Genomic DNA, 17496 nt, shown 5'->3' with positions numbered 1-17496 from the left:
TCCCCCCCCCCTCCCCCCCCCCCCCCCCCCCCCCCCCCCCCCCCCCCACCCCCCCCCCCCCCCCCCCCCCCCCCCCCCCCCCCCCGTTTTCCTCCCCCCCCCCCCCCCCCCCCCCCCCCCCCCACCACACCGGAAGCCGCCGCCGGCGTCGCCGGACCGACGGCTGACCACGGAGGCACCGCAGCGGCCACGGACGGCTGGGAGACCGTCGCCGGGCACGCCGAGGGCGGCGACGTCCTCCCCGAGGGGCTGCTGGAGGAGATCCGGGCCGAGGTGGCGCGTGGGCGGCCGGAGGTGGTGGGGCGGCCGGTGCGGTTGGAGCGGCTGCGGCCGCGGACCCTGCTCGCCGTGGTGGGCGGGGTGGTGGCCGGGTGGCTGCTGATTCCGCAGTTCTTCGCGGCGGAGGACAACCCGGTCGCGGCGCTGGCGGACGCCGATCCGTGGTGGCTGGTGCTGGCCCTGGTGGCGGCGGGGTCGAGCCATGTGGCGGCGGCGATGGGCTTCGTCGGGTTCGTGCCGGAGCGGCTGGACTTCCGCAATGCGGTGCTGGCGCAGCTGGCCGGGGCGTTCGTGAAGCTGGTGTCGCCCGGCGGTGTCGGCGGGATCGCGTTGAACACCCGGCTGCTGCAGCAGGCGAACATCCCGACCGCGCAGGCCCTGTCCAGCGTCGGGGTGGGGCAGGTGATCGGGCTGGTGCTGCACCTGTTGCAGCTGGGGGCGTTCGTCTACCTGCTGGACCTGCAGCCCGGCGGCTCGGAGCTGGACGCACTGCCCGCCGTGGCGGGCGGGCTGGCGGTGGCGGCCGTCCTGCTGGCGCTGGTGTGGGCGGTCCCGCCGGCCCGGCGGTGGCTGACGACGCGGCTGCGGCCGCTGACCGCCGAGGTGCTGCCGCGGCTGCTGGACCTGCTGCGGAATCCGGGGCGGCTGGCGGTGGGGGTGGCCGGGCAGCTGCTGGTGTCGATCTGCCTGATCGCCTGCCTGTACTGCTGCGTGCGGGCGATCGGCCGGGTGCCGTCCTTCGCCTCGGTGGCGGTGGTGTTCCTGGTGGGCAACGCGGCGGGCAATGCCGCGCCGACCCCGGGCGGGGCCGGCGCGGTGGACACGGCGCTGACCCTGGGGCTGCAGCAGAGCGCGTCGATGGAGAAGGGCGGGGCGCTGGCGGCGGTGGCGCTGTTCCGGCTGCTGACGCTGATCCTGCCGGTGCTGCCGGGCTGGGCGGCGATGACCTGGCTGCAGCGCCGCAAGGCGCTGTAGGCCGCTCGCACCTACCGCTCCCACCTGCCGCTCTCACCTACCGGCAGGCCCTACTCGCGGTAGTCGTCCTCGTCGAGTTGGACCACCCGGCTCTGTTCAGCGGCGTCCGCGACGTCGGTGGCCGGGTCGGCGCCGAGGGCGCGGCGTTCGGCGACTTCGTCGTACTCGTCGCCGGTGGGTTCTTCGTCGTCGGGCTCGACGGTCTCGTCGGCCTCGTCGATCAGGTACTCCTCGTGATCCTGCGGCATGGCGTCCGTCCTCGGTGTTCGGAGACTCCCACGGATGGCGTATTGGCAGTATCCGCCGCCGGACGCCCGGACGCGATGAGCCCGAGCCGCCCGGGCGTGTTGCCGGGTCCGAGTGACCGGCCGAATGCGCGACGGACAGTCGACGATCAGGGTGCATTCCGTATCCGGGGCCGTCGCCGTGGTCGACGCCACCCGCGCGGAGCGGCCCACCCTCCGGCACCGGCCCGTCGGCCGCACGGAACCCGCCGCAGGCCACCGGGGTACGATCGGTGCCGTACCCAGGGCTTACCCGCACCCACCCGGTGGCCCCGAGGCCTTGACGAACGACGGCCCCTGCGAACGACGGCCCTTAGGAACGACGGGAAGCTCATGTCCGGCTCGCACTACTTCACCGGTGCCCCCGAGGTCGCCAGCGAGCGCCGGCCGATCACGGTCTCCCTCCCGGACGTCACCCTGGAACTGACCACCGACGCCGGGGTGTTCTCTCGCAGCCGGCTCGACCCGGGCACCCGGATCCTGCTGGAGCACGCCCCGCAGCCGCGGGTGCGCGGTCCGATCCTGGACGTCGGCTGCGGCTACGGCCCGATCGCGCTGACCTGGGCGACCCGCCGCAAGCGGCTGCCGGTGTGGGCCGTGGACGTCAACGAGCGGGCGCTCGAACTGGTGCGGCTGAACGCCGAGGCGCTGGGGCTGGGCAACGTCCAGGCCGCGCTGCCGGACGACGTCCCCGAGGACGTCCGCTTCGCCACCATCTACTCCAACCCGCCGATCCGGATCGGCAAGGCCGCACTGCGCGGGCTGCTGACACACTGGCTCGGCCGGCTGACCCCGGACGGATCGGCGTTCCTCGTGGTGCAGAAGCACCTGGGCTCGGACTCGCTGCAGAAGTGGCTGACCGAGCAGGGCTACCCGACCTCCCGGGTCACGTCGGTCAACGGGTTCCGGATTCTGGAAGCACGGCCCCGCCCGGAAGCGGGCGAGGGCTCGGAGAGTGGACGGGGAACGACGTCGTGAAGCAGCTGCGCGGGACCGAACTGAAGCGTCTGCACCGCTCGTGGCGGCGCAGCAACGAGTTCCGGCTCGCGATGATCCTGGAGAACCTGCAGTCGCCGTTCAACGTCGGCTCGGTGGTCCGGACCGGAGCGGCGATGGGCGCCGAGAAGCTGTACCTGGCCGGGGACACCCCGTCGGTGCGCTCCTCCGGCGCGCAGAAGGCCGCGATGGGCACCGACAAGTACCTGAAGGTCGAGCACTTCCCCACCATCGCCGAGGCGGTGGCGGCCGCGAAGGCGGACGGCTTCAAGGTGGTCGGGCTGGAGCTGGCGGACGAGGCGGTGCCGATGTTCGCCGCCGAGCTGACCCCGGCGGTGGCCTTCGTGCTCGGGCACGAGGACCGTGGGATCACGCCGGAGGCGCTGGAGCTCTGCGACCAGGTGGTGTTCGTGCCGCAACTGGGCCGGGTCGGCTCGCTGAACGTCTCGGCCGCCGCGACGGTGGCCTGCTACGAGGCCCGCCGTCAGGGGTACGCGATCAGCGGCACCCCGGACGGGACGGACGCCGGGGGCGACTTCGGCGACGAGGACTGATCCGCGACCCGCGCACACCGTGACGGCGCCATGACGGCGCCGGGCGGCACCGGGGGCGGCGCCGGGGCGGTCAGTCCGGCGTCTGCTGAGCGTCAGCGCCCCACGCGACCGTCGTGGGCATGACGTCGATCACAGCAGTCTCCAGCTGTCTTCCCGACACCATCCCGATCGCCCGCTTCCAACAGGAACTGCAGCTGACGGACGTCCAGTTGCGGCGCTACCAGCGCTTCTACGGACTCGCCGAGGTGTGCCGCGCCCCGGAGGCCACCGAGACCGAGCTGCTGCTGCGCGCCCCCACCCTGCCCACCCCCTCCTAAATCTCCCTTCGAGCCTCCCTCCGGGCCATGGGCCCCCTGACGCCCGGCATGGGGGCCACCCTCGGCACAACCGAATGTCAGTGCCAGCACCTAGGATTCATTCGGATTCGAGGAGGGGCATTGTCGATCACCATCCACGCGCCGACCGACGCTTCGGCGGTCTTGAAGGCGATCGCCGAACACGATGAGGTCGGCCGGCAGGCTTTCCATGACCGCTACGGCAGCGGGGAGCCTGATCTTTGCTACCTCCAGCATGACGACCGGCTCTACAGCGCAAAGACCATCGCAGGCGCGGCCTACGACTTCCAACCTCCGCCGACCAGTGGAACCGGGGCAACGCCCGACAATGGCGACAACCACGCCGGCACCACCCTGGAAGCACTTGGTTTCACAGTGCTCAGCGGACGGCCGACAACGGTCGACGGTGAACGCAACTGGCGCCAGGCCATGTGGAAGCACCTCAAGGCTTGCCGCGACGACGACGGGCTGGTGACCCCGGACGACGTCCGTTCCGTGGGCGCCTACGGGGGCCAGCAGGGGATCTGGGTCGACAAGGCACGAACGAAGCACGTTCACCGCAACGGCCTGGGCGTAGGCCTGAAGCACACCGGGACGGACTACCCGGACATGATCAACGAGGAAGGCGCCCTCTACCACTACCCGAAAACCGACCGGCGAGGGCAAGACGAAGCCGAGGTCACGGCCACGAAGACGGCCGCCGAGCTCAGACTTCCGCTCTTCTTGATCTCGGAACGGGGAAGTCGTCGCTCAGTCAAGCTCGCATGGGTCACCGGCTGGGAGGACCGGAGCAAACTGTTCTTCGTCACCTTCGGTCCTGATGCCCCGGCCCAACTCCTCGACAAGGACCGCTCCGACGAGCGCCCCTTCACTCTCGAAGGAAGCCGGCGGCGTCGGCGGACCGGGACAGTGACGACGCGGCCCGATCAGGCGCGGTTCAAGCTGGAGGTCTTTCAGCGCTACGGGCCGGTCTGCCCCCTCTCGGGCATAGCGGTCCCCGAGATGATCGAGGCCGCCCACCTGCGCCCGGATGCCGACAACGGCACCTCCGACGCCCGTAACGGCTTGCCCCTTAACGCAGCACTTCACCGCGCGTTCGATGCGCACCTCTTCGCCGTCCACCCGGACACCAAAGAGGTCTGCGTCCGGCCCCAAGGCCCCAGCCTGGCCCAACTCGGGATCGTCAAGACCCATCTGGACCTGACGAAGCTCCCACACCGCGACGCTCTGGCCTGGCGGTACGAAAAGTGGCTCGAGAAGAACAGGATCGCCTCCTCCACCGAGGCATAACCGTGCCTCGCGGAGTCACTCTGCGGTGACCAGATCCAGCCATCAGGTACCGACCGGTCCGCGTTCACCCGACCGAGGCTCCCGTTCGAGCAGACGACGGCCCCGCCCGGGTGGTCCGGGCGGGGCGGGTGCGGGGTGGGCGGTCAGCGGCGTGGGGTGTTGGCGGCCTGGGCCTCGGCTTCGTGCTTGAGGTTGGCGAGCCAGTGGTGGAGGGAGCTGTCGAGGGCGGCCTGGAGGGCGGCCTGGGCGACGGTGACGGGCGCTCCGGTCCAGGACTCCTCGGTGTGGACGAGGACGCCGTCGCGGGTGGGGGTGAAGGTCCAGACGTGGACGGCGGTGATGCCCTGGGCGGGGCCGCCCCAGGCCAGGCGCCGGCCGGGGACGACCTGCGCGACGGTGGAGGTGATGTCCAGGCCTTCGGTGCTCCAGCGGAACACCGAGCCGGGGCGCAGGCGTCCGGGGGTGTCCTTGACCACGGAGACCACGTCGGGCTGCCAGGCCGGCCACTGCTCGACGTCGGTCTGGATCTTCCAGATGGTGCGCAGCGGGGCGTGGATGAGGGTGTCGTCGCGGGTGATGACCGGCGCGTTCTCGTCGATCCGCACGTCGCCGGCTGGGGCAGGGCACGCGGCGGGCTGGTGGTCGCCGCGCGCGGAGGCGGAAGCGGTGCCGGTGGCGGCGAGGACGAGCGCGGTGGTGACGGCGGCGAGCTTGGCGGCGGTGAGGGCGCGCATGGCGGTGTCCGTTCGGGAGGTGTCGGGGTCAGCCGTTGTGGGTGCCGTTGGGCGCGTCCGCATCGGCGTCGGGGATCCAGGAGCCGTGGATGCCCGCGGTGACGCGGCGCGGGAGGTGGACGGTGGCGATGGTGTCGAGGCCTGAGGCGTCGAGGACGAGGAGCTGGGAGGCGTCCTGCTTGAGGTCGGAGACGACGGTGAGGAGGTAGCCGTCGTCCTCGCGGGTGCCGCCGGTGGCGGGGACGAAGACGGCCTCGCTGGGCAGGCGGGCGTCGCCGGCCTGGTGGATGCGGCGCTCGCCGGTGCTGCGGTCGTACTTGACGATGCCGTACCCGCCGAGGCCGTTCTGGTCGGGGAAGGAGATCGCGTACTGGTAGCGGTGTTCGGCGCCGAGGTAGTCCTCGTTGAGAGTGGGGAACTCGGTGGCGAGGTCGTCGGTGGTCTGCTCGTCGACGCCGCCGGTGGCCGGGTCGATGACCCAGCGCCGGTTGTAGGAGCGGGTGTTGGGTTCGGTGCCGCGGCCGGGAGCGCCGACCCACCAGTTCCAGGACAGCCGGAAGCCCTCCCGGTCGACGGTGGGGCCCTCCAGCACGATGCGGCCGGCGGCGTCCTCGTAGGCGTTGGCGGCGTGCAGCATGTTGCCGGGCGCGATGGGGAACCAGCGGGTCTTCGCCGCGCCGTCGGCGCCTCGCGGCATGATTCCGATCCGCGCCGGCTGGGCGTCCTGCCAGGAGTAGGGGATGCCGGAGTGCTCGGTCGGGTCGAAGGTGACGGTGCCCTCGACGAAGACGACGTGGTTGCGGGTGATCGCGAAGTCGTGCTTGAGGGAGGCGGTCGCCCCGGGCACCTCGCTGCTGTGGATGATCTCGCCCTTGGCGTCGGCGACGTAGTACATCAGGTGCGGCGGGAACGGCGAGGAGCCGAAGAAGTGCAGTTCGCCGGTGAGCGGGTCGGTCTTCGGGTGCGCGGTCATCGCGCTGCGCAGCTTGCCGCCGAAGTCGTACGCGCCGACGGTGTCGAGGTCGCGGGTGAGCTCGAAGGGGAAGTTGGCCTCGCACAGGGCCAGCAGGCGGCCGGCGTGCTCGATGACGTGGGTGCCCGCGGTGGAGGCGGTCAGGTCCGGGCCCTGCTCCGTCAGGTAGGGGGCGCCGTCGAGGGCGGGGGTGCGCACCCAGCGGTTGCGGTACCACTCGGCGCGTCCGCCGCGCAGGCGGATGCCGTGGACCATGCCGCTGCCCTTGAACCAGTGCGTGGGGGTGACGCCGGCCTTCGGGTTGTGGCTGTTGCGGATCAGCCGTCCGGTCAGCTCCGGGGGCAGGGTGCCCTCGACGGCCAGGTCGGTGGCGGTCGTCTCGTCCGGGGCGGGGGTGTAGTGGCCGATCAGGTAGGGCTTGGCGGTGGTCATGGCAGGAACCTCACAGGGGGTGCTGGAGTGGGTGGTGCGGAACGGGCGGCCGAGCGCGGTCGCGGTCAAGCGGCGTTCTCAGCGCGGGACTTGAGGGAGGCGAGCCACGTGGTCAGGGACTGCTCCAGGGCCTGGCCGAGCTGGTCGGCCGCGGTCTCGACCGGGGCGCCGCTCCAGGACTCCTCGGTGTGCACGGTCACCCGGCCGTCGCCGGAGTCCTGGAAGGTCCACACGTGGACGCCGCCGATGCCGTTGGCCGGGCCGCCCCAGACCAGGCGCTCGCCGGGGACGATCTCGCGGATCATGGAGGCGATGTCCAGGCCGTGGGTGTGCCAGCGGAAGGAGGTGCCGGGCAGCAGCGGGCCGTCGAGTTCGGCCCGGTCGACGTCGGCGTTCCAGGAGGCCCAGGCGTCGATGTCGGTGTGCAGGGCCCACACCCGCTCCAGCGGGGCGTCGATCACGGTGGACAGGCGGACGATGACGGGTGCGGACTCGTCGATGGTGAACATTGCTGGGACGCCTTTCGGTTGACGGGATGTGGTTGAACGGATCGCACGGTCAGCGGCGGCCGTTCGTCGCGGCCCGCGCGGGGTGCCGCGGCTCGGAGTCGTCGTCCGACGGGGCGGCGGCACACCAGGTGAGCAGCAGGGCCAGCGCGGCGGTGACGGCGAGGACCGCGGCGGAGACGGCGAAGGCGGTGCGGTAGCCGGCGGTCAGGGCCTCCAGGTGCGGCTGGTGCGCCGCGGCGTGCGCGGTGGTGCTGCCCGCGAGGGTGGCCAGGACGGCGAGTCCGACGGCGCCGCCGACCTGCCGGGTGGTGTTGACCAGCCCGCCGGCCAGCCCGGCGTCCCGGGCCGGTACGCCTTCGACGGACAGGGCGGTGAGCTGGACGAAGGCGACGCTCAGGCCGAGGCCGATCAGCAGGCTCGGGCCGAGGACGTCGGCGGGGTAGCTGCCGTGGGTACCGATCCGGGACAGCCAGAGCAGTCCTGCGGCCTCCGTCAGCAGTGCGGCGGTCACCGTCGCGGCGGCACCGAGGCGGCGGGAGATCCGCGGCGCGAGCGTGGAGCCGAGCATGTTCGCTCCGGCGAGCGGGAGTTGACCCAGCCCGGTGACCAGCGGGCTCGACCCGAGGACCTGCTGCTGGTACAGCGGCAGGAAGAAGAACAGGCCGATCCACACGGACCCCAGCAGCGCCATCAGCAGGTTGCCGGCCGCGACGCGTCCGGTCCGGAACAGTCGCGGCGGCACCAACGGGTTCGGGTGGCGTCGCTCCACCAGGACGAACGCGGCCAGCAGCACGGCGGCCAGGGCGAACGCCGCGACGACCGGCGGGTCCGTCCAGTCGGCGCGACGGGCCGCGGTGAGCGCCCACACCAGGGCGGTCAGCGCGAGGCTGACGCAGGCGGTGCCGAGCAGGTCGAACCGGCCACCGCCGGTGACCGGCGCCCGCGGCAGGGTGACGGCGGCAGCGGCCAGGACCGCGAACGCGCCGAGCGCGACGGCGTGGAAGATCCACGCCCAGCCCCACGCCTGGGTGAGCACCCCGCCCAGCAGGACGCCGGCCGCGCCGCCCGCCCCGGACACCGCGCCCCACACCCCCAGCGCCCTGCCCCGTCCCGGGCCGGCCGGGTACAGGTCCATGACCAGGGCCAGCGCCGCCGGGGCGATCGCCGCGGCGCCCAGCCCCTGCACCGCCCGGGCCGCGATCAGTACGGCGGATGAGGCGGCCAGCCCCGCCGCCAGCGAGGAGAGGCCGAACACGGCGAGCCCGGCGAGCAGCACCGTGCGCCTCCCGAGGAGATCCGCCGCCCTCCCACCGGCCAGCAGCAGCGCGCCGAACGCCAGACCGTAGGCGTTGACCACCCACGTCGTCCCGCTCTCCGACAGCCCCACCCCCGAACGGATCTGCGGCAGCGCCACGTTCACGATCGAGGTCGCCAACATGACCGTGAACTGGGCGGCGGCGAGTGCCGCCAGCGCCGCGCCGGGTCCGCGGCTGGTACGGGTGGACTCCACGGTGAACTCCTGGGTGGTATCGCGGGCGGGGGCCGGCTCGCCCGGCATCAGCTGCGGGAGGACTCGGCGGCGGGCCTGGGGTGGTGCGGCCCGGACGGGCGCTCCGTCCCACGACTCCTCGGTGGCGACGACGGTCACCCCGGCGGCGCTCCGGTCGACACCCGAGGGGCGGTTTGTTTACGGGACGAGTCTGCTTCCGCCGACGGCCCCTGCTCATCGGTGAAAGTCGCCTAGGCGACCACCTAAAAGGACGTTCGAGGCACCCCCCGTAGCTCGCCGTAGCCCCTGGGGGTGCGCATGCAGGGAACCTCAGCCGAAGGCCCGCCGCCATTGACAGTCCGCTAGCCACCTAACGATAATTGCTAGGTGGCTAGCAACAACCCGGAAAGACAGCACCAATCCGCAGGCGCATGGGCGAAGCGGTACCACCAGACCAGCCAGGCCGTCCTGGAATCGATCCTGCGCCCCTACGACCTCGGCCCGACCCAGTGGTACGTACTCCACCACCTCGCCAACGACGGGCCGAGCAAACAGCGCGACCTCGCACGCCTGCTCCGCATCGAGCGCGCCACGATGACGGGCGTCGTCGCCGCGCTGGTCCGCAAGGGGCTCGTGGAGCAGCTGCCCGACCCCGGCGACCTGCGGCAGAAGACGCTGCGCCTCACCGAAGCGGGCGCCGACCTGTGGAATCGGCTCCCCGATCCCATCGCCCGGATCCTCTCCGTCGCCTTCGACGGCGTCAGCGCGGAGGAGCAGGCCCACGTCGCCCGGGTGCTGCGCGCGGCCACCGAGCGGCTCGCCCTCCATCTGGAAGAAGGAGCACCCCCCTCATGACGATCCTCGTCACCGGCGCCACCGGACTGGTCGGCACCCGCCTCCTGCCCCGCCTGGTCGAGGCCGGCCTCGGCTGCCGCGCCCTCGTCCGCCCCGGCAGGGCCGTCCCCGACGGCGTCACGCCCGTCGAAGGCGACCTCCTCGACGCGGCCTCGCTCGACGGCGCACTCGACGGCGTCACCGATGTCGTGCACCTGGCCGCCCTCTTCCGCACCCGGGACGCGGACGCGATCCACCGCACCAACGTCGACGGCACCCGCAACCTCATCGCCGCCACCAAGTCCCAGGCCCCGCAGGCCCGCTTCATCATGGCCAGCACCGGCCTCGTCTACGGCCCCGGCATGACCCGGCCCGCCCGCGAGAGCGACCCCGCCACCGCCGAGGCCCCCTACCCGGCGAGCAAGCTCCGCGCCGAGGCCGACCTCAGGGCCAGCGGGCTGAACTGGAGCATCCTGCGCCTCGGCTTCGTCTACGGCGACCAGGACGGCCATCTGGAGGCGGCCCCCGGCCTCATGGCCGGCTGGAACTGGCACCCCGCCCAGGCCCTCAGCCTCGTCCACCACCGCGACGTCGCCACCGCCGTGAAGCTCGCCCTCACCGGGGCCCTCGACGGCCGCACCGTCAACGTCGTCGACGAAGCCCCCGTCACCGTCTACGAGATCGCCCGGATCGTCGGCGCCCCCTACGAGCCCTCCGCCGAACCGCTCACCGACCCCTGGACGGGCCGCGCCGACGGCACCCTCCTGCGCAGCCTCGGCTTCACCGCCACCGTCGCCACCGTCCACCAGGCCCAACGCGACGGTCTGCTGTAAGCGGCGCCCGCTCCCGCCTCGACGCCGACGCGCCGACATGCACCCGTACGGAGGTCAGGCCTCGGCGGTCATGGCGCAGCCCGGTGGCCCTCCTGACCTAGCGCGGCGGCGAGTTGGCGGCGCGAGGTGATGTCGAGCTTTCTGAAGATGCTGCGCAGATGGGCGTCGATGGTGCGGGGGCTCAGGAACAGCCGGTCGGCGACCTCGCGCGAGGTCGCGCCGGTCGCGACCAGCCGGGCGATGTTGAGCTCCTGCCCGGTCAGCAGCTCCATCAGGCTGCGGGTGGCCGCCCTGACCTGCTCGCCGGCAGCGGCGAGTTTCCCGGCGGGCCCGCTCGGCGAAGCCCTCGGCGCCCATCGCGGTGAACAGCTCGTGGCAAGCCCGCAGCGCGTCCCGCGCCTCGCGGCGCCTGCCGTCACGGCGCAGCCACGCACCTTGGTGGAGCAGCGCCCTGCCGTGCCAGACCGTCATGCCGACGGCGGCCAGCCTGGCCACCGCCTCCGCGTGCAGCTCCTCCGGCCGGTCGGAGAGCAGGGCGCCCAGCGTCGCGCGCACGCCCAGGGCCCAGCCGGTGCCCGCGGCCAGCGCGTGTTCCGACAGCCGCTCGTACGCGTCGGCGGCGACGGCATGCTCGCCGCACCGCACCGCCGCCTCGACCAACTCGGGCAGCGCCAGGCTGGTGGTGCCCAGGTCGCCGTCGACGAGGGCCAGTCGTGCGGAGGTGAGCGCGGCCCGGTGGTCCGACACGCCGTTGGCGTAGAAGGCGGCCGCGCCGTGGGCGGTCGCCGTCAGCATGCCCTTGCGGCGGGCGTGCGACTCGGCGAGCACCTTGTCGATCAGTGCTCCCGTCTCGGCGGAGCGCCCACGCAGCGCGGCGGCCTGGAGGCGGCCGTACCAGTGCGGCGGGACCCCGGTCATCTCGGCGATCGCGTCGGCCTCGCCGTTCAACGCCGAGGCGCCGACCAGGTCACCGCGCTGGGTGGCGGCCATCGCCCGCATCCAGAGCCCGACCGGGAGGGTCATCAACGCCCCGCTGGAGCGGGCGGTCTCGACGGCCCGGGCGGCCAGCCGGTCCTCGGTGTCGAAGTCCCAGAGCTCGACGGCCAGCAGCGCCGCGAGGGACAGCCGCCGCACCAGGTACGGGTCGGCGTCGTTCGCCAACAGGCGTGTCAGCAGCGGGATCGCCGCCAGGTCCCCGTCGAGGTAGGAGACCAGCCCGTCCAGCAGGTCGTCCGCACTGGAGCGCTCCCCGGTCACGGCCGGGGCACGCCGCGCCGCCTCCAGGGCGCTCCTGGCAGCGGCGGACGCCCGTCCGACCACGAGACCCGCCTGGAGTGCGTCCAGCAGGTGGAGCCGGGCGCGGGCGGGATCGAGCTCCGCGGCCTTGACGAGGTGGCCGACCGCCGCGGCCGCGCCGTCACCGAAGAACGCCGCCCGGCCGCGCGCGAGTTCGGCCTCGATCCGCCCGGCGTCGTCGATCGGGCCGCTCTCGGCGGCCTCGACCAGCGTGACCGCGGTCTCGAAGGCGCCGGCCTCCAGCGCGGCCCGCGCCGCCGCGAGGCTGCGCCGGGCCCGGAAACGCGGGTCGGGAGTCAGCCTGGCCGCTTGTGCCAGGAACGCCGCCTCGGCGGCGGCGCCGCCCCGCCGCCGGGCCCGCTCCGCCGAGCGCAGCAGGTCGGCCGCGACGTCCTCGTCGGGCCGGGCGGCGGCCTGCCCCCGGTGCCAGGAGCGCCGGTCGGGGGCGGCCAGCGGATCGGTGACCTCGGCGAGCGCCGCGTGGACCCGGCGACGGTCGGCCGCCGAGGCCGCCCCGTACACCGCCGACCGGACCAGGGGGTGGCGGAACCGGGGCTGGCCGCCGAGTTCGATCAACTCGGTCGCCTCGGCCTCCGTCCCGGCATCCTCGCCCACCCCGAGCAGGTCGGCCGCCCGCCACAGCAGGTCCGGATCCCCGAGCGGCTCGGCGGCCGCGAGGAGCAGCAACGTCCGGGCGCCGGCGGAGAGCCGGGAAACGCGCTCGCGGTACCCCTGCTCGATCCGGTTCGCCGGCGAGACCGGCGTGGGCAGTCCGAACCCTCCCGCCAGCCCGGTGGGCCCGAGCCGGCGCGGCAGCTCCAGCAGCGCGAGCGGATTCCCCCGCGCCTCGGCGAGGATGCGCTCCCGGACCCGCTCGTCCAACGGCACCGGGAGGCCCGACGACAGAAGCGCCCGAGCCGCCTGGTCGGGCAGCCCGGACAGCGTCAGCTCCGGCAGCCCGCCGAGCTCGGCGACCGCATGCGGATCACGCAGCCCGAACACGATCGCGATCGGCTCGTCGGCGATCCTCCGAGCCGCGAACGCCAACACCTGCGCCGAGGCCCGGTCCAGCCACTGCGCGTCGTCCACCACGCACACCAGCGGCTTCTCCTCCGCCCCGTCCGCCAGCAGCCCCAGCACAGCGAGAGCGACCGCGAACCGACTCGGCGCGCCACCCTCCCGAACCCCGAACGCCACCCCAGATCGTCCCGCTGACGGGCTGGCAGCCGCTCGATCCGACCGTGCAACGCCCGCGTGAGCCGGTGCACCGCGGCGTACGCGAAATCAGCCTCGAACTCCGCCCCGTTCACCCACAGCGTCCGCACACCGCCCAACCCCTCGGTGACATGCCGCAACAACGAGGTCTTCCCGATGCCCGCCTCCCCGCGAACAACGACCGCACCCCCCTCCCCGGCACACGCCCCCGCGATCACCCCCACCAGAGCAGCCCGGTCGGCAGGCGGAAAGTACCCACGTTCAGCGATGGCACCCACGCAAGGATCACGCCACGCCCCCCACCAGCCAAGGGCTACGGACCGACCGCTCCAGACCGCACCGAAGACGAGAAAAAAACCCCAGATCAGACACTCCGACCTGGGGTCCACGCGCTGGAGCCGCCTGCGGGATTCGAACCCGCGACCTACGCATTACGAGCCCGACAGTGATCATGTTGGCTGCTGCCAGCACCGATCACTTGGTGATGTTTCGGCAGGTCAGGACGTTGCTCCGTGATCTACGATCCCGCCCGAACCGGCACGTGCTGCCCCGTCCGCTCACGCATCGCTCACGCAGATTCGTTCCAGGCTGGCACAGGACCACCCGGACGACCTGCCGTCGGCATGTGTGTGCGACACCCCTGGCGAGGTCCGCCGTGCGCCCGCTCGGTTCGCCACTCTCACCCGGGGCTGCATCCGTCCTAGCAACCGTCGTCATCGGCCCTCACGGCCATCAGGACTCGCTGCAGCGCGGTGATGCGCGGATCCCCATCGGGCCGGACCTCCAGGGTCCGGTGCAATAGCGTTTCGAGCTCGTCCTGCGCGGCGCGTGGCCGCCCTGCCTCCCACAGCAACTGGGCTCGTCGATAGCGCGCATCCCAGACCTCGTCGTGGTCTTCGCCATGCGCCCGAGCCCAGCCCTCTGCGACCTCCTTGAACTGTTCAGCACCCTCTGCCGGCTGCCCCAGCCGGTACAGGGTCTCGCCGAGGTTCTTGAGCGCTATCAGCGTGTCCGGGTGGTCCACCCCCAGCGTGCATCGGCGACGCGCCACGACGTCGCGGAATCGGGGCAGGGCCTCCTTCACCCTCCCTTGGTTTCCCAGCGCCATGGCCAGGTTATGGTCCGTCGTCAGAGTCTCTGGGTGATCGTCTCCGAGGACGTTCTGGCATTTGTCCAGCGCGTCTCGATACTCGACCTCTGCTTCGGCAAAGCGCTGTTGATCAGCCAGCAGGAAGGCCAAGTTCCCCTGGACAGAAAGGGTCTGAGGATGATCGGCCCCCAGGACACGAGCGCACACTGACCGGATCTCCCGGTAAGCAGCCTCAGCGTCGGCGGCAGCTCCCCTGTCATCGAGAATGCGGGCGAGGGACAGCCTGGCAGCAAGCACATCTGGATGCTCTGGCCCGAGCCTACGTTCCTGGATCTCCAGGACCGCCGACTGCTCCCTCTCCGCTTCGTCAAGCTCGCCCTGGATACGCATTACGACGGCAAGGTTGTGGCGCACCGTGAGGATCAACGGCTGATCGTCGGAGTGCTTGCCGGCCGCGCTCTTGAGCGCTTCACGGTAGACATCAGCTGCCACCTCCGGCTCACCGAAGTTCTTCAGTGCGACCCCGAGACTATTGCGGGCAACGATTGTGTCGGGATGTGCCGGACCAGACCTCCGCTGTTCTTCATCGACAATCTCTCGCAGCTGACGAATCGCTTCCCGTAGCCTGCCGCGTGCGTGTAGCACCGCCACCAGATCGTGCCGGACATCCAGGCGCCCACCGTCGTCCTCCGGTAGGGCATTAAGCGCCTGCAATAGTTGCTCCTCTGCCTCGGCAAGGCTTCCTTGCTGCAGCAGGAGCGTGCCCAGCGACGCGCGGACACTGGCGACGTTGCGGTGTGAGCTGCCAAGAACACGCTCCTGAAGCGCCAGAACTTTGCTCATCTCGGACACCGCGTCATCCGTTCGCCCGATGCGGCCCAAGGCTGTCGCCCACTCGACATGGGCATTGAGCGTGACTGGGTGATTCCTTCCGTGCCGCGCGGTCGCCGCATCCAGGATCGACCTGAATTCTGATTCCGACTCGACCATTTCGCCAATGGAGCGCAGTGCCGCAGCGTGACTACTGCGACCTGCCAGCACATTGGGATGGTCGTCGAGGAGTTGCTTCTTCTGCGCGTCGATCAACTCCCCGAAGATCGTCGAAGCACTCTTCGCGTCGAGTTCCCCTCGCCGCATAAGCAGTATGGCCAGGCTGTGGCGTGAGTCGAGCGTGTCGGGATGATCGGGCCCGAGGATGCGGGTCCGTGCGTCCAGCACGGCCCGGATCTCGGCTTCCGCCTTGGTGAACTCCTGGCGCAGGATAAGCGTGGTTGCCAGATTTGCACGGGTGATCAGCGTGGACGAATGCTCGACTCCGAGAGTCTCTTCCTCCAGTTCAAGCACTCGGCGGAATTCCTCCGCCGCACGCTCATTCTCCCCCTGATCTCGCAGGGAAATCGCGAATTCGTGATGGGCCTCGAGGACATCGGGGTGTGCCTCGCCCAACTCGGTCCGCAGACCTTCCAGCACCTGCCGTCCCTCGTCCGCCGCTTCATCAAAGCGTCCCATGCTCCTGATGCAGATCGCACGACCGTGCCGCGAACGCAGCGTATTGGCTGCATTCGCGCCGTACAGCCGGGTCTCATGGCGGATCACCTCGCCGTACTCGCGTTCCGCCTCCTCGAGCTTCCCCCGTTGCGATGCCGCCCTTGCCCGTTCGTAGCGCACGGACAGGGTGGTTGGGTCGGCTTCCCCGAGATGCCTGACGCATTCCTCCACAATGCGGTCGAGTTCGGCCTCAGCCGTCTTCAGATCGCCCATCTCCTTGACCGTGATAGCCCTGTGCCTGCGGATGTTTACCCCGAGCCATGGGTTCACTCCCTCGGAGTCGGCGCGCTCCAACGCTTCGTCTGCAAGTCGGCAAGCCGCCTCGTAGTCGCCCCGGAAGCTCAGATAGGCCACGGCAACGCCAGCACAAAGCAACACATCGCTGAGACGGCCATCGGCAGCCGCGCCCCATTCTGGCAGCTGGCTCATCATGACCAACCAGTGTTGAATGAGCCCCTGCCAAGTTGGCCAGGAACTCGGATCCCGTGGATTCTCCAGGAATGGAGTAGCCGCCACCAGCAGATCGGCGGCCGAATCCCACACCTCTCGGTAGTCCGCGGGGGCTGAGAGAAGCGGGGCAACCGACACCTCGGCCACCAGACGGTGGATCTGGTATATCGGCTCTGCTGAGCATGCGTCGAGTCCGATGAGGCCGAAACGGCGCAGGCCACCCAGCGCCGTCCTGATTGCCCTGGGTGCCATGTCCGCGGGCCACATCCCCAAGGCTGCAACCTTGGACGGATCGATCAAGGCGTTCGGCAAGGACGCGGTCGGGGCGAAGCAAGACAACAACTGCAACAAGCCGCGCGCCTGCGCCGTGCCCTGCCGTGCGAGGAGGGAGAGGGACAGCTCCCACGTACCGGCAATGGTCCGACGGGCCCGCTCCTCCTCGCTTCTCAGGTCTCCGTGCAGGCCCTCATTCGCGTCGTCGAGGAACAGCAGGGAGTCGTCGAGCACGTCGATGTATTCGACAAAGGTTTGGGCCTCAGCCAGTGGATCGCCGTGCGCCATGGCCAGGTAAGTGCCCGCCAAGTGCAGCGCGAGCGGCAGAGAGCCGAGACGGTCAGCCAGAGCCGTTGCAGAGTCTGTGTCTCCTGCTTCGGGAGCGAGTTCCTGGAGAACCTGGCCTGCGAACCCGAGCTCGAGGACCTCCAGGCGGTGGAAGCTCGCGACCCGGTTGCCCCAGGACCGCTTGTTACCGTCACGGGTGGTGACCAGGACTCCCTGCGACCTGCCGACCGGGGGCCTAACCCAGCCTGTACCGTCAGCCAGTGCTGTGCCCGGACACGACAGCACATCGAGATCGTCGGCATCGTCGAAGACGAGCAGCCAGGAGCGATCCAGGGCCGCCAGATGGCGCCAGACCAGATCGGCCGCAGGCCGTCCGCCCTTCTCCCAGGCATGGGCTACGTGCTCAGCTGGGGCGCCGGCGAGGAGAGCCGCGTGCCGCATCCCATCGGCCACGGCCGCTGCGGATCCGGCCTGAATCCAGAAGACCTCGACCCCGGTCGCCTTGGCCTGCTCAGCTGCAGACAGAGCGACCGTCGTCTTGCCCACCCCGCCCATTCCGGAAAGGACTTGGATACGCGGGTGGTCCGCCGCGCTGGTCTGCGCGAGGACCGCGAGGATGCCGTCCCGGCCCAGCACGGCCTCTGGGAGCCTGCCGTACGGCGCCTCCACTGATCCCAGCGCGAGCAGTTCCTCGACGGAGAGGGTCGGATTGGCGAGCCCTGTCCCTAAGAAGACATCTCATTTGGATCGCTGGGTAGGCTTCGCGGGTGATGATCGTGGAGCGGCTGGTGCCGGACGAGTTGTGGGAGCTGTTCCAGT

At 71.3% G+C, this 17496-nt stretch carries 14 protein-coding genes and 1 pseudogene; 7 read left to right on the top strand and 8 right to left on the bottom strand.

Translation table 11 applies throughout. From position 1 onward, the window contains the following. Nucleotides 1-273: 273 nt before the first annotated feature. On the top strand, nt 274-1254 hold the full coding sequence (locus ACZ4WV_RS34925; RefSeq protein ID WP_465753054.1) for a lysylphosphatidylglycerol synthase transmembrane domain-containing protein: 981 nt from the start codon (nt 274-276) through the stop codon (nt 1252-1254). Nucleotides 1255-1304: 50 nt separating this feature from the next. Here ACZ4WV_RS34925 and ACZ4WV_RS34920 read toward each other — a convergent pair whose 3' ends face one another. Further along, nucleotides 1305-1502 carry a hypothetical protein gene (locus ACZ4WV_RS34920; protein ID WP_465753053.1) on the bottom strand — a complete coding sequence of 66 codons (198 nt, stop codon included), beginning with the start codon at nt 1500-1502 and terminating at the stop codon, nt 1305-1307. Nucleotides 1503-1871: 369 nt separating this feature from the next. Here ACZ4WV_RS34920 and ACZ4WV_RS34915 point away from each other — a divergent pair, with 369 nt between their 5' ends. From ACZ4WV_RS34915 to ACZ4WV_RS34900, 4 genes are all read left to right on the top strand, one after another. Further along, a complete protein-coding gene (locus ACZ4WV_RS34915) occupies nt 1872-2516 on the top strand; it encodes a class I SAM-dependent methyltransferase (protein ID WP_465753051.1) in 645 nt (214 codons plus the stop codon). Continuing rightward, the gene (locus ACZ4WV_RS34910; RefSeq protein ID WP_465753049.1) at nt 2513-3088 is read left to right on the top strand and encodes a TrmH family RNA methyltransferase; all 576 of its coding nucleotides are present in this window, start codon (nt 2513-2515) and stop codon (nt 3086-3088) included. Before ACZ4WV_RS34915 ends, ACZ4WV_RS34910 begins: the two co-directional genes overlap by 4 nt. Nucleotides 3089-3207: 119 nt before the next feature. Continuing rightward, nucleotides 3208-3405 carry a hypothetical protein gene (locus ACZ4WV_RS34905; RefSeq protein ID WP_465753047.1) on the top strand — a complete coding sequence of 66 codons (198 nt, stop codon included), beginning with the start codon at nt 3208-3210 and terminating at the stop codon, nt 3403-3405. Between the two features lie 120 nt (nt 3406-3525). Continuing rightward, a complete protein-coding gene (locus ACZ4WV_RS34900) occupies nt 3526-4713 on the top strand; it encodes an HNH endonuclease (RefSeq protein WP_465753045.1) in 1188 nt (395 codons plus the stop codon). A gap of 143 nt (nt 4714-4856) precedes the next feature. Here ACZ4WV_RS34900 and ACZ4WV_RS34895 read toward each other — a convergent pair whose 3' ends face one another. The 4 genes from ACZ4WV_RS34895 to ACZ4WV_RS34880 form a co-directional block, all read right to left on the bottom strand. Then, nucleotides 4857-5447, bottom strand: coding sequence for an SRPBCC family protein (locus tag ACZ4WV_RS34895; RefSeq protein WP_465753044.1), 591 nt, complete (start codon nt 5445-5447; stop codon nt 4857-4859). Nucleotides 5448-5475: 28 nt separating this feature from the next. Then, nucleotides 5476-6852 carry a carotenoid oxygenase family protein gene (locus ACZ4WV_RS34890; RefSeq protein ID WP_465753042.1) on the bottom strand — a complete coding sequence of 459 codons (1377 nt, stop codon included), beginning with the start codon at nt 6850-6852 and terminating at the stop codon, nt 5476-5478. Between the two features lie 65 nt (nt 6853-6917). Next, on the bottom strand, nt 6918-7361 hold the full coding sequence (locus ACZ4WV_RS34885) for an SRPBCC family protein (protein ID WP_465753040.1): 444 nt from the start codon (nt 7359-7361) through the stop codon (nt 6918-6920). Between the two features lie 49 nt (nt 7362-7410). Continuing rightward, nucleotides 7411-9009: an MFS transporter gene (locus ACZ4WV_RS34880; RefSeq protein ID WP_465753039.1), complete on the bottom strand. Its 1599-nt coding sequence runs from the start codon at nt 9007-9009 to the stop codon at nt 7411-7413. Nucleotides 9010-9237: 228 nt separating this feature from the next. On the opposite strand from ACZ4WV_RS34880, the gene ACZ4WV_RS34875 reads away from it, so the two are divergent. Both ACZ4WV_RS34875 and ACZ4WV_RS34870 read left to right on the top strand, forming a co-directional pair. Beyond that, on the top strand, nt 9238-9705 hold the full coding sequence (locus tag ACZ4WV_RS34875) for a MarR family winged helix-turn-helix transcriptional regulator (protein WP_465753038.1): 468 nt from the start codon (nt 9238-9240) through the stop codon (nt 9703-9705). Beyond that, on the top strand, nt 9702-10517 hold the full coding sequence (locus ACZ4WV_RS34870) for an NAD-dependent epimerase/dehydratase family protein (RefSeq protein ID WP_465753037.1): 816 nt from the start codon (nt 9702-9704) through the stop codon (nt 10515-10517). Before ACZ4WV_RS34875 ends, ACZ4WV_RS34870 begins: the two co-directional genes overlap by 4 nt. A 54-nt stretch (nt 10518-10571) precedes the next feature. Here ACZ4WV_RS34870 and ACZ4WV_RS34865 read toward each other — a convergent pair whose 3' ends face one another. From ACZ4WV_RS34865 to ACZ4WV_RS34855, 3 genes and pseudogenes are all read right to left on the bottom strand, one after another. After that, entirely contained in the window at nt 10572-12953 is a 2382-nt protein-coding gene (locus tag ACZ4WV_RS34865) for an ATP-binding protein (protein WP_465753056.1), read from the bottom strand. Nucleotides 12954-13021: 68 nt separating this feature from the next. Beyond that, nucleotides 13022-13252, bottom strand: a pseudogene (locus tag ACZ4WV_RS34860) (AAA family ATPase); the annotation flags it as partial. Nucleotides 13253-13728: 476 nt separating this feature from the next. Further along, the gene (locus ACZ4WV_RS34855) at nt 13729-17313 is read right to left on the bottom strand and encodes a tetratricopeptide repeat protein (protein WP_465753036.1); all 3585 of its coding nucleotides are present in this window, start codon (nt 17311-17313) and stop codon (nt 13729-13731) included. Nucleotides 17314-17496: the final 183 nt, after the last annotated feature.

Source organism: Kitasatospora sp. NPDC029312 (assembly GCF_055569215.1).
This window is presented reverse-complemented; position numbering and strand designations above follow the sequence as displayed.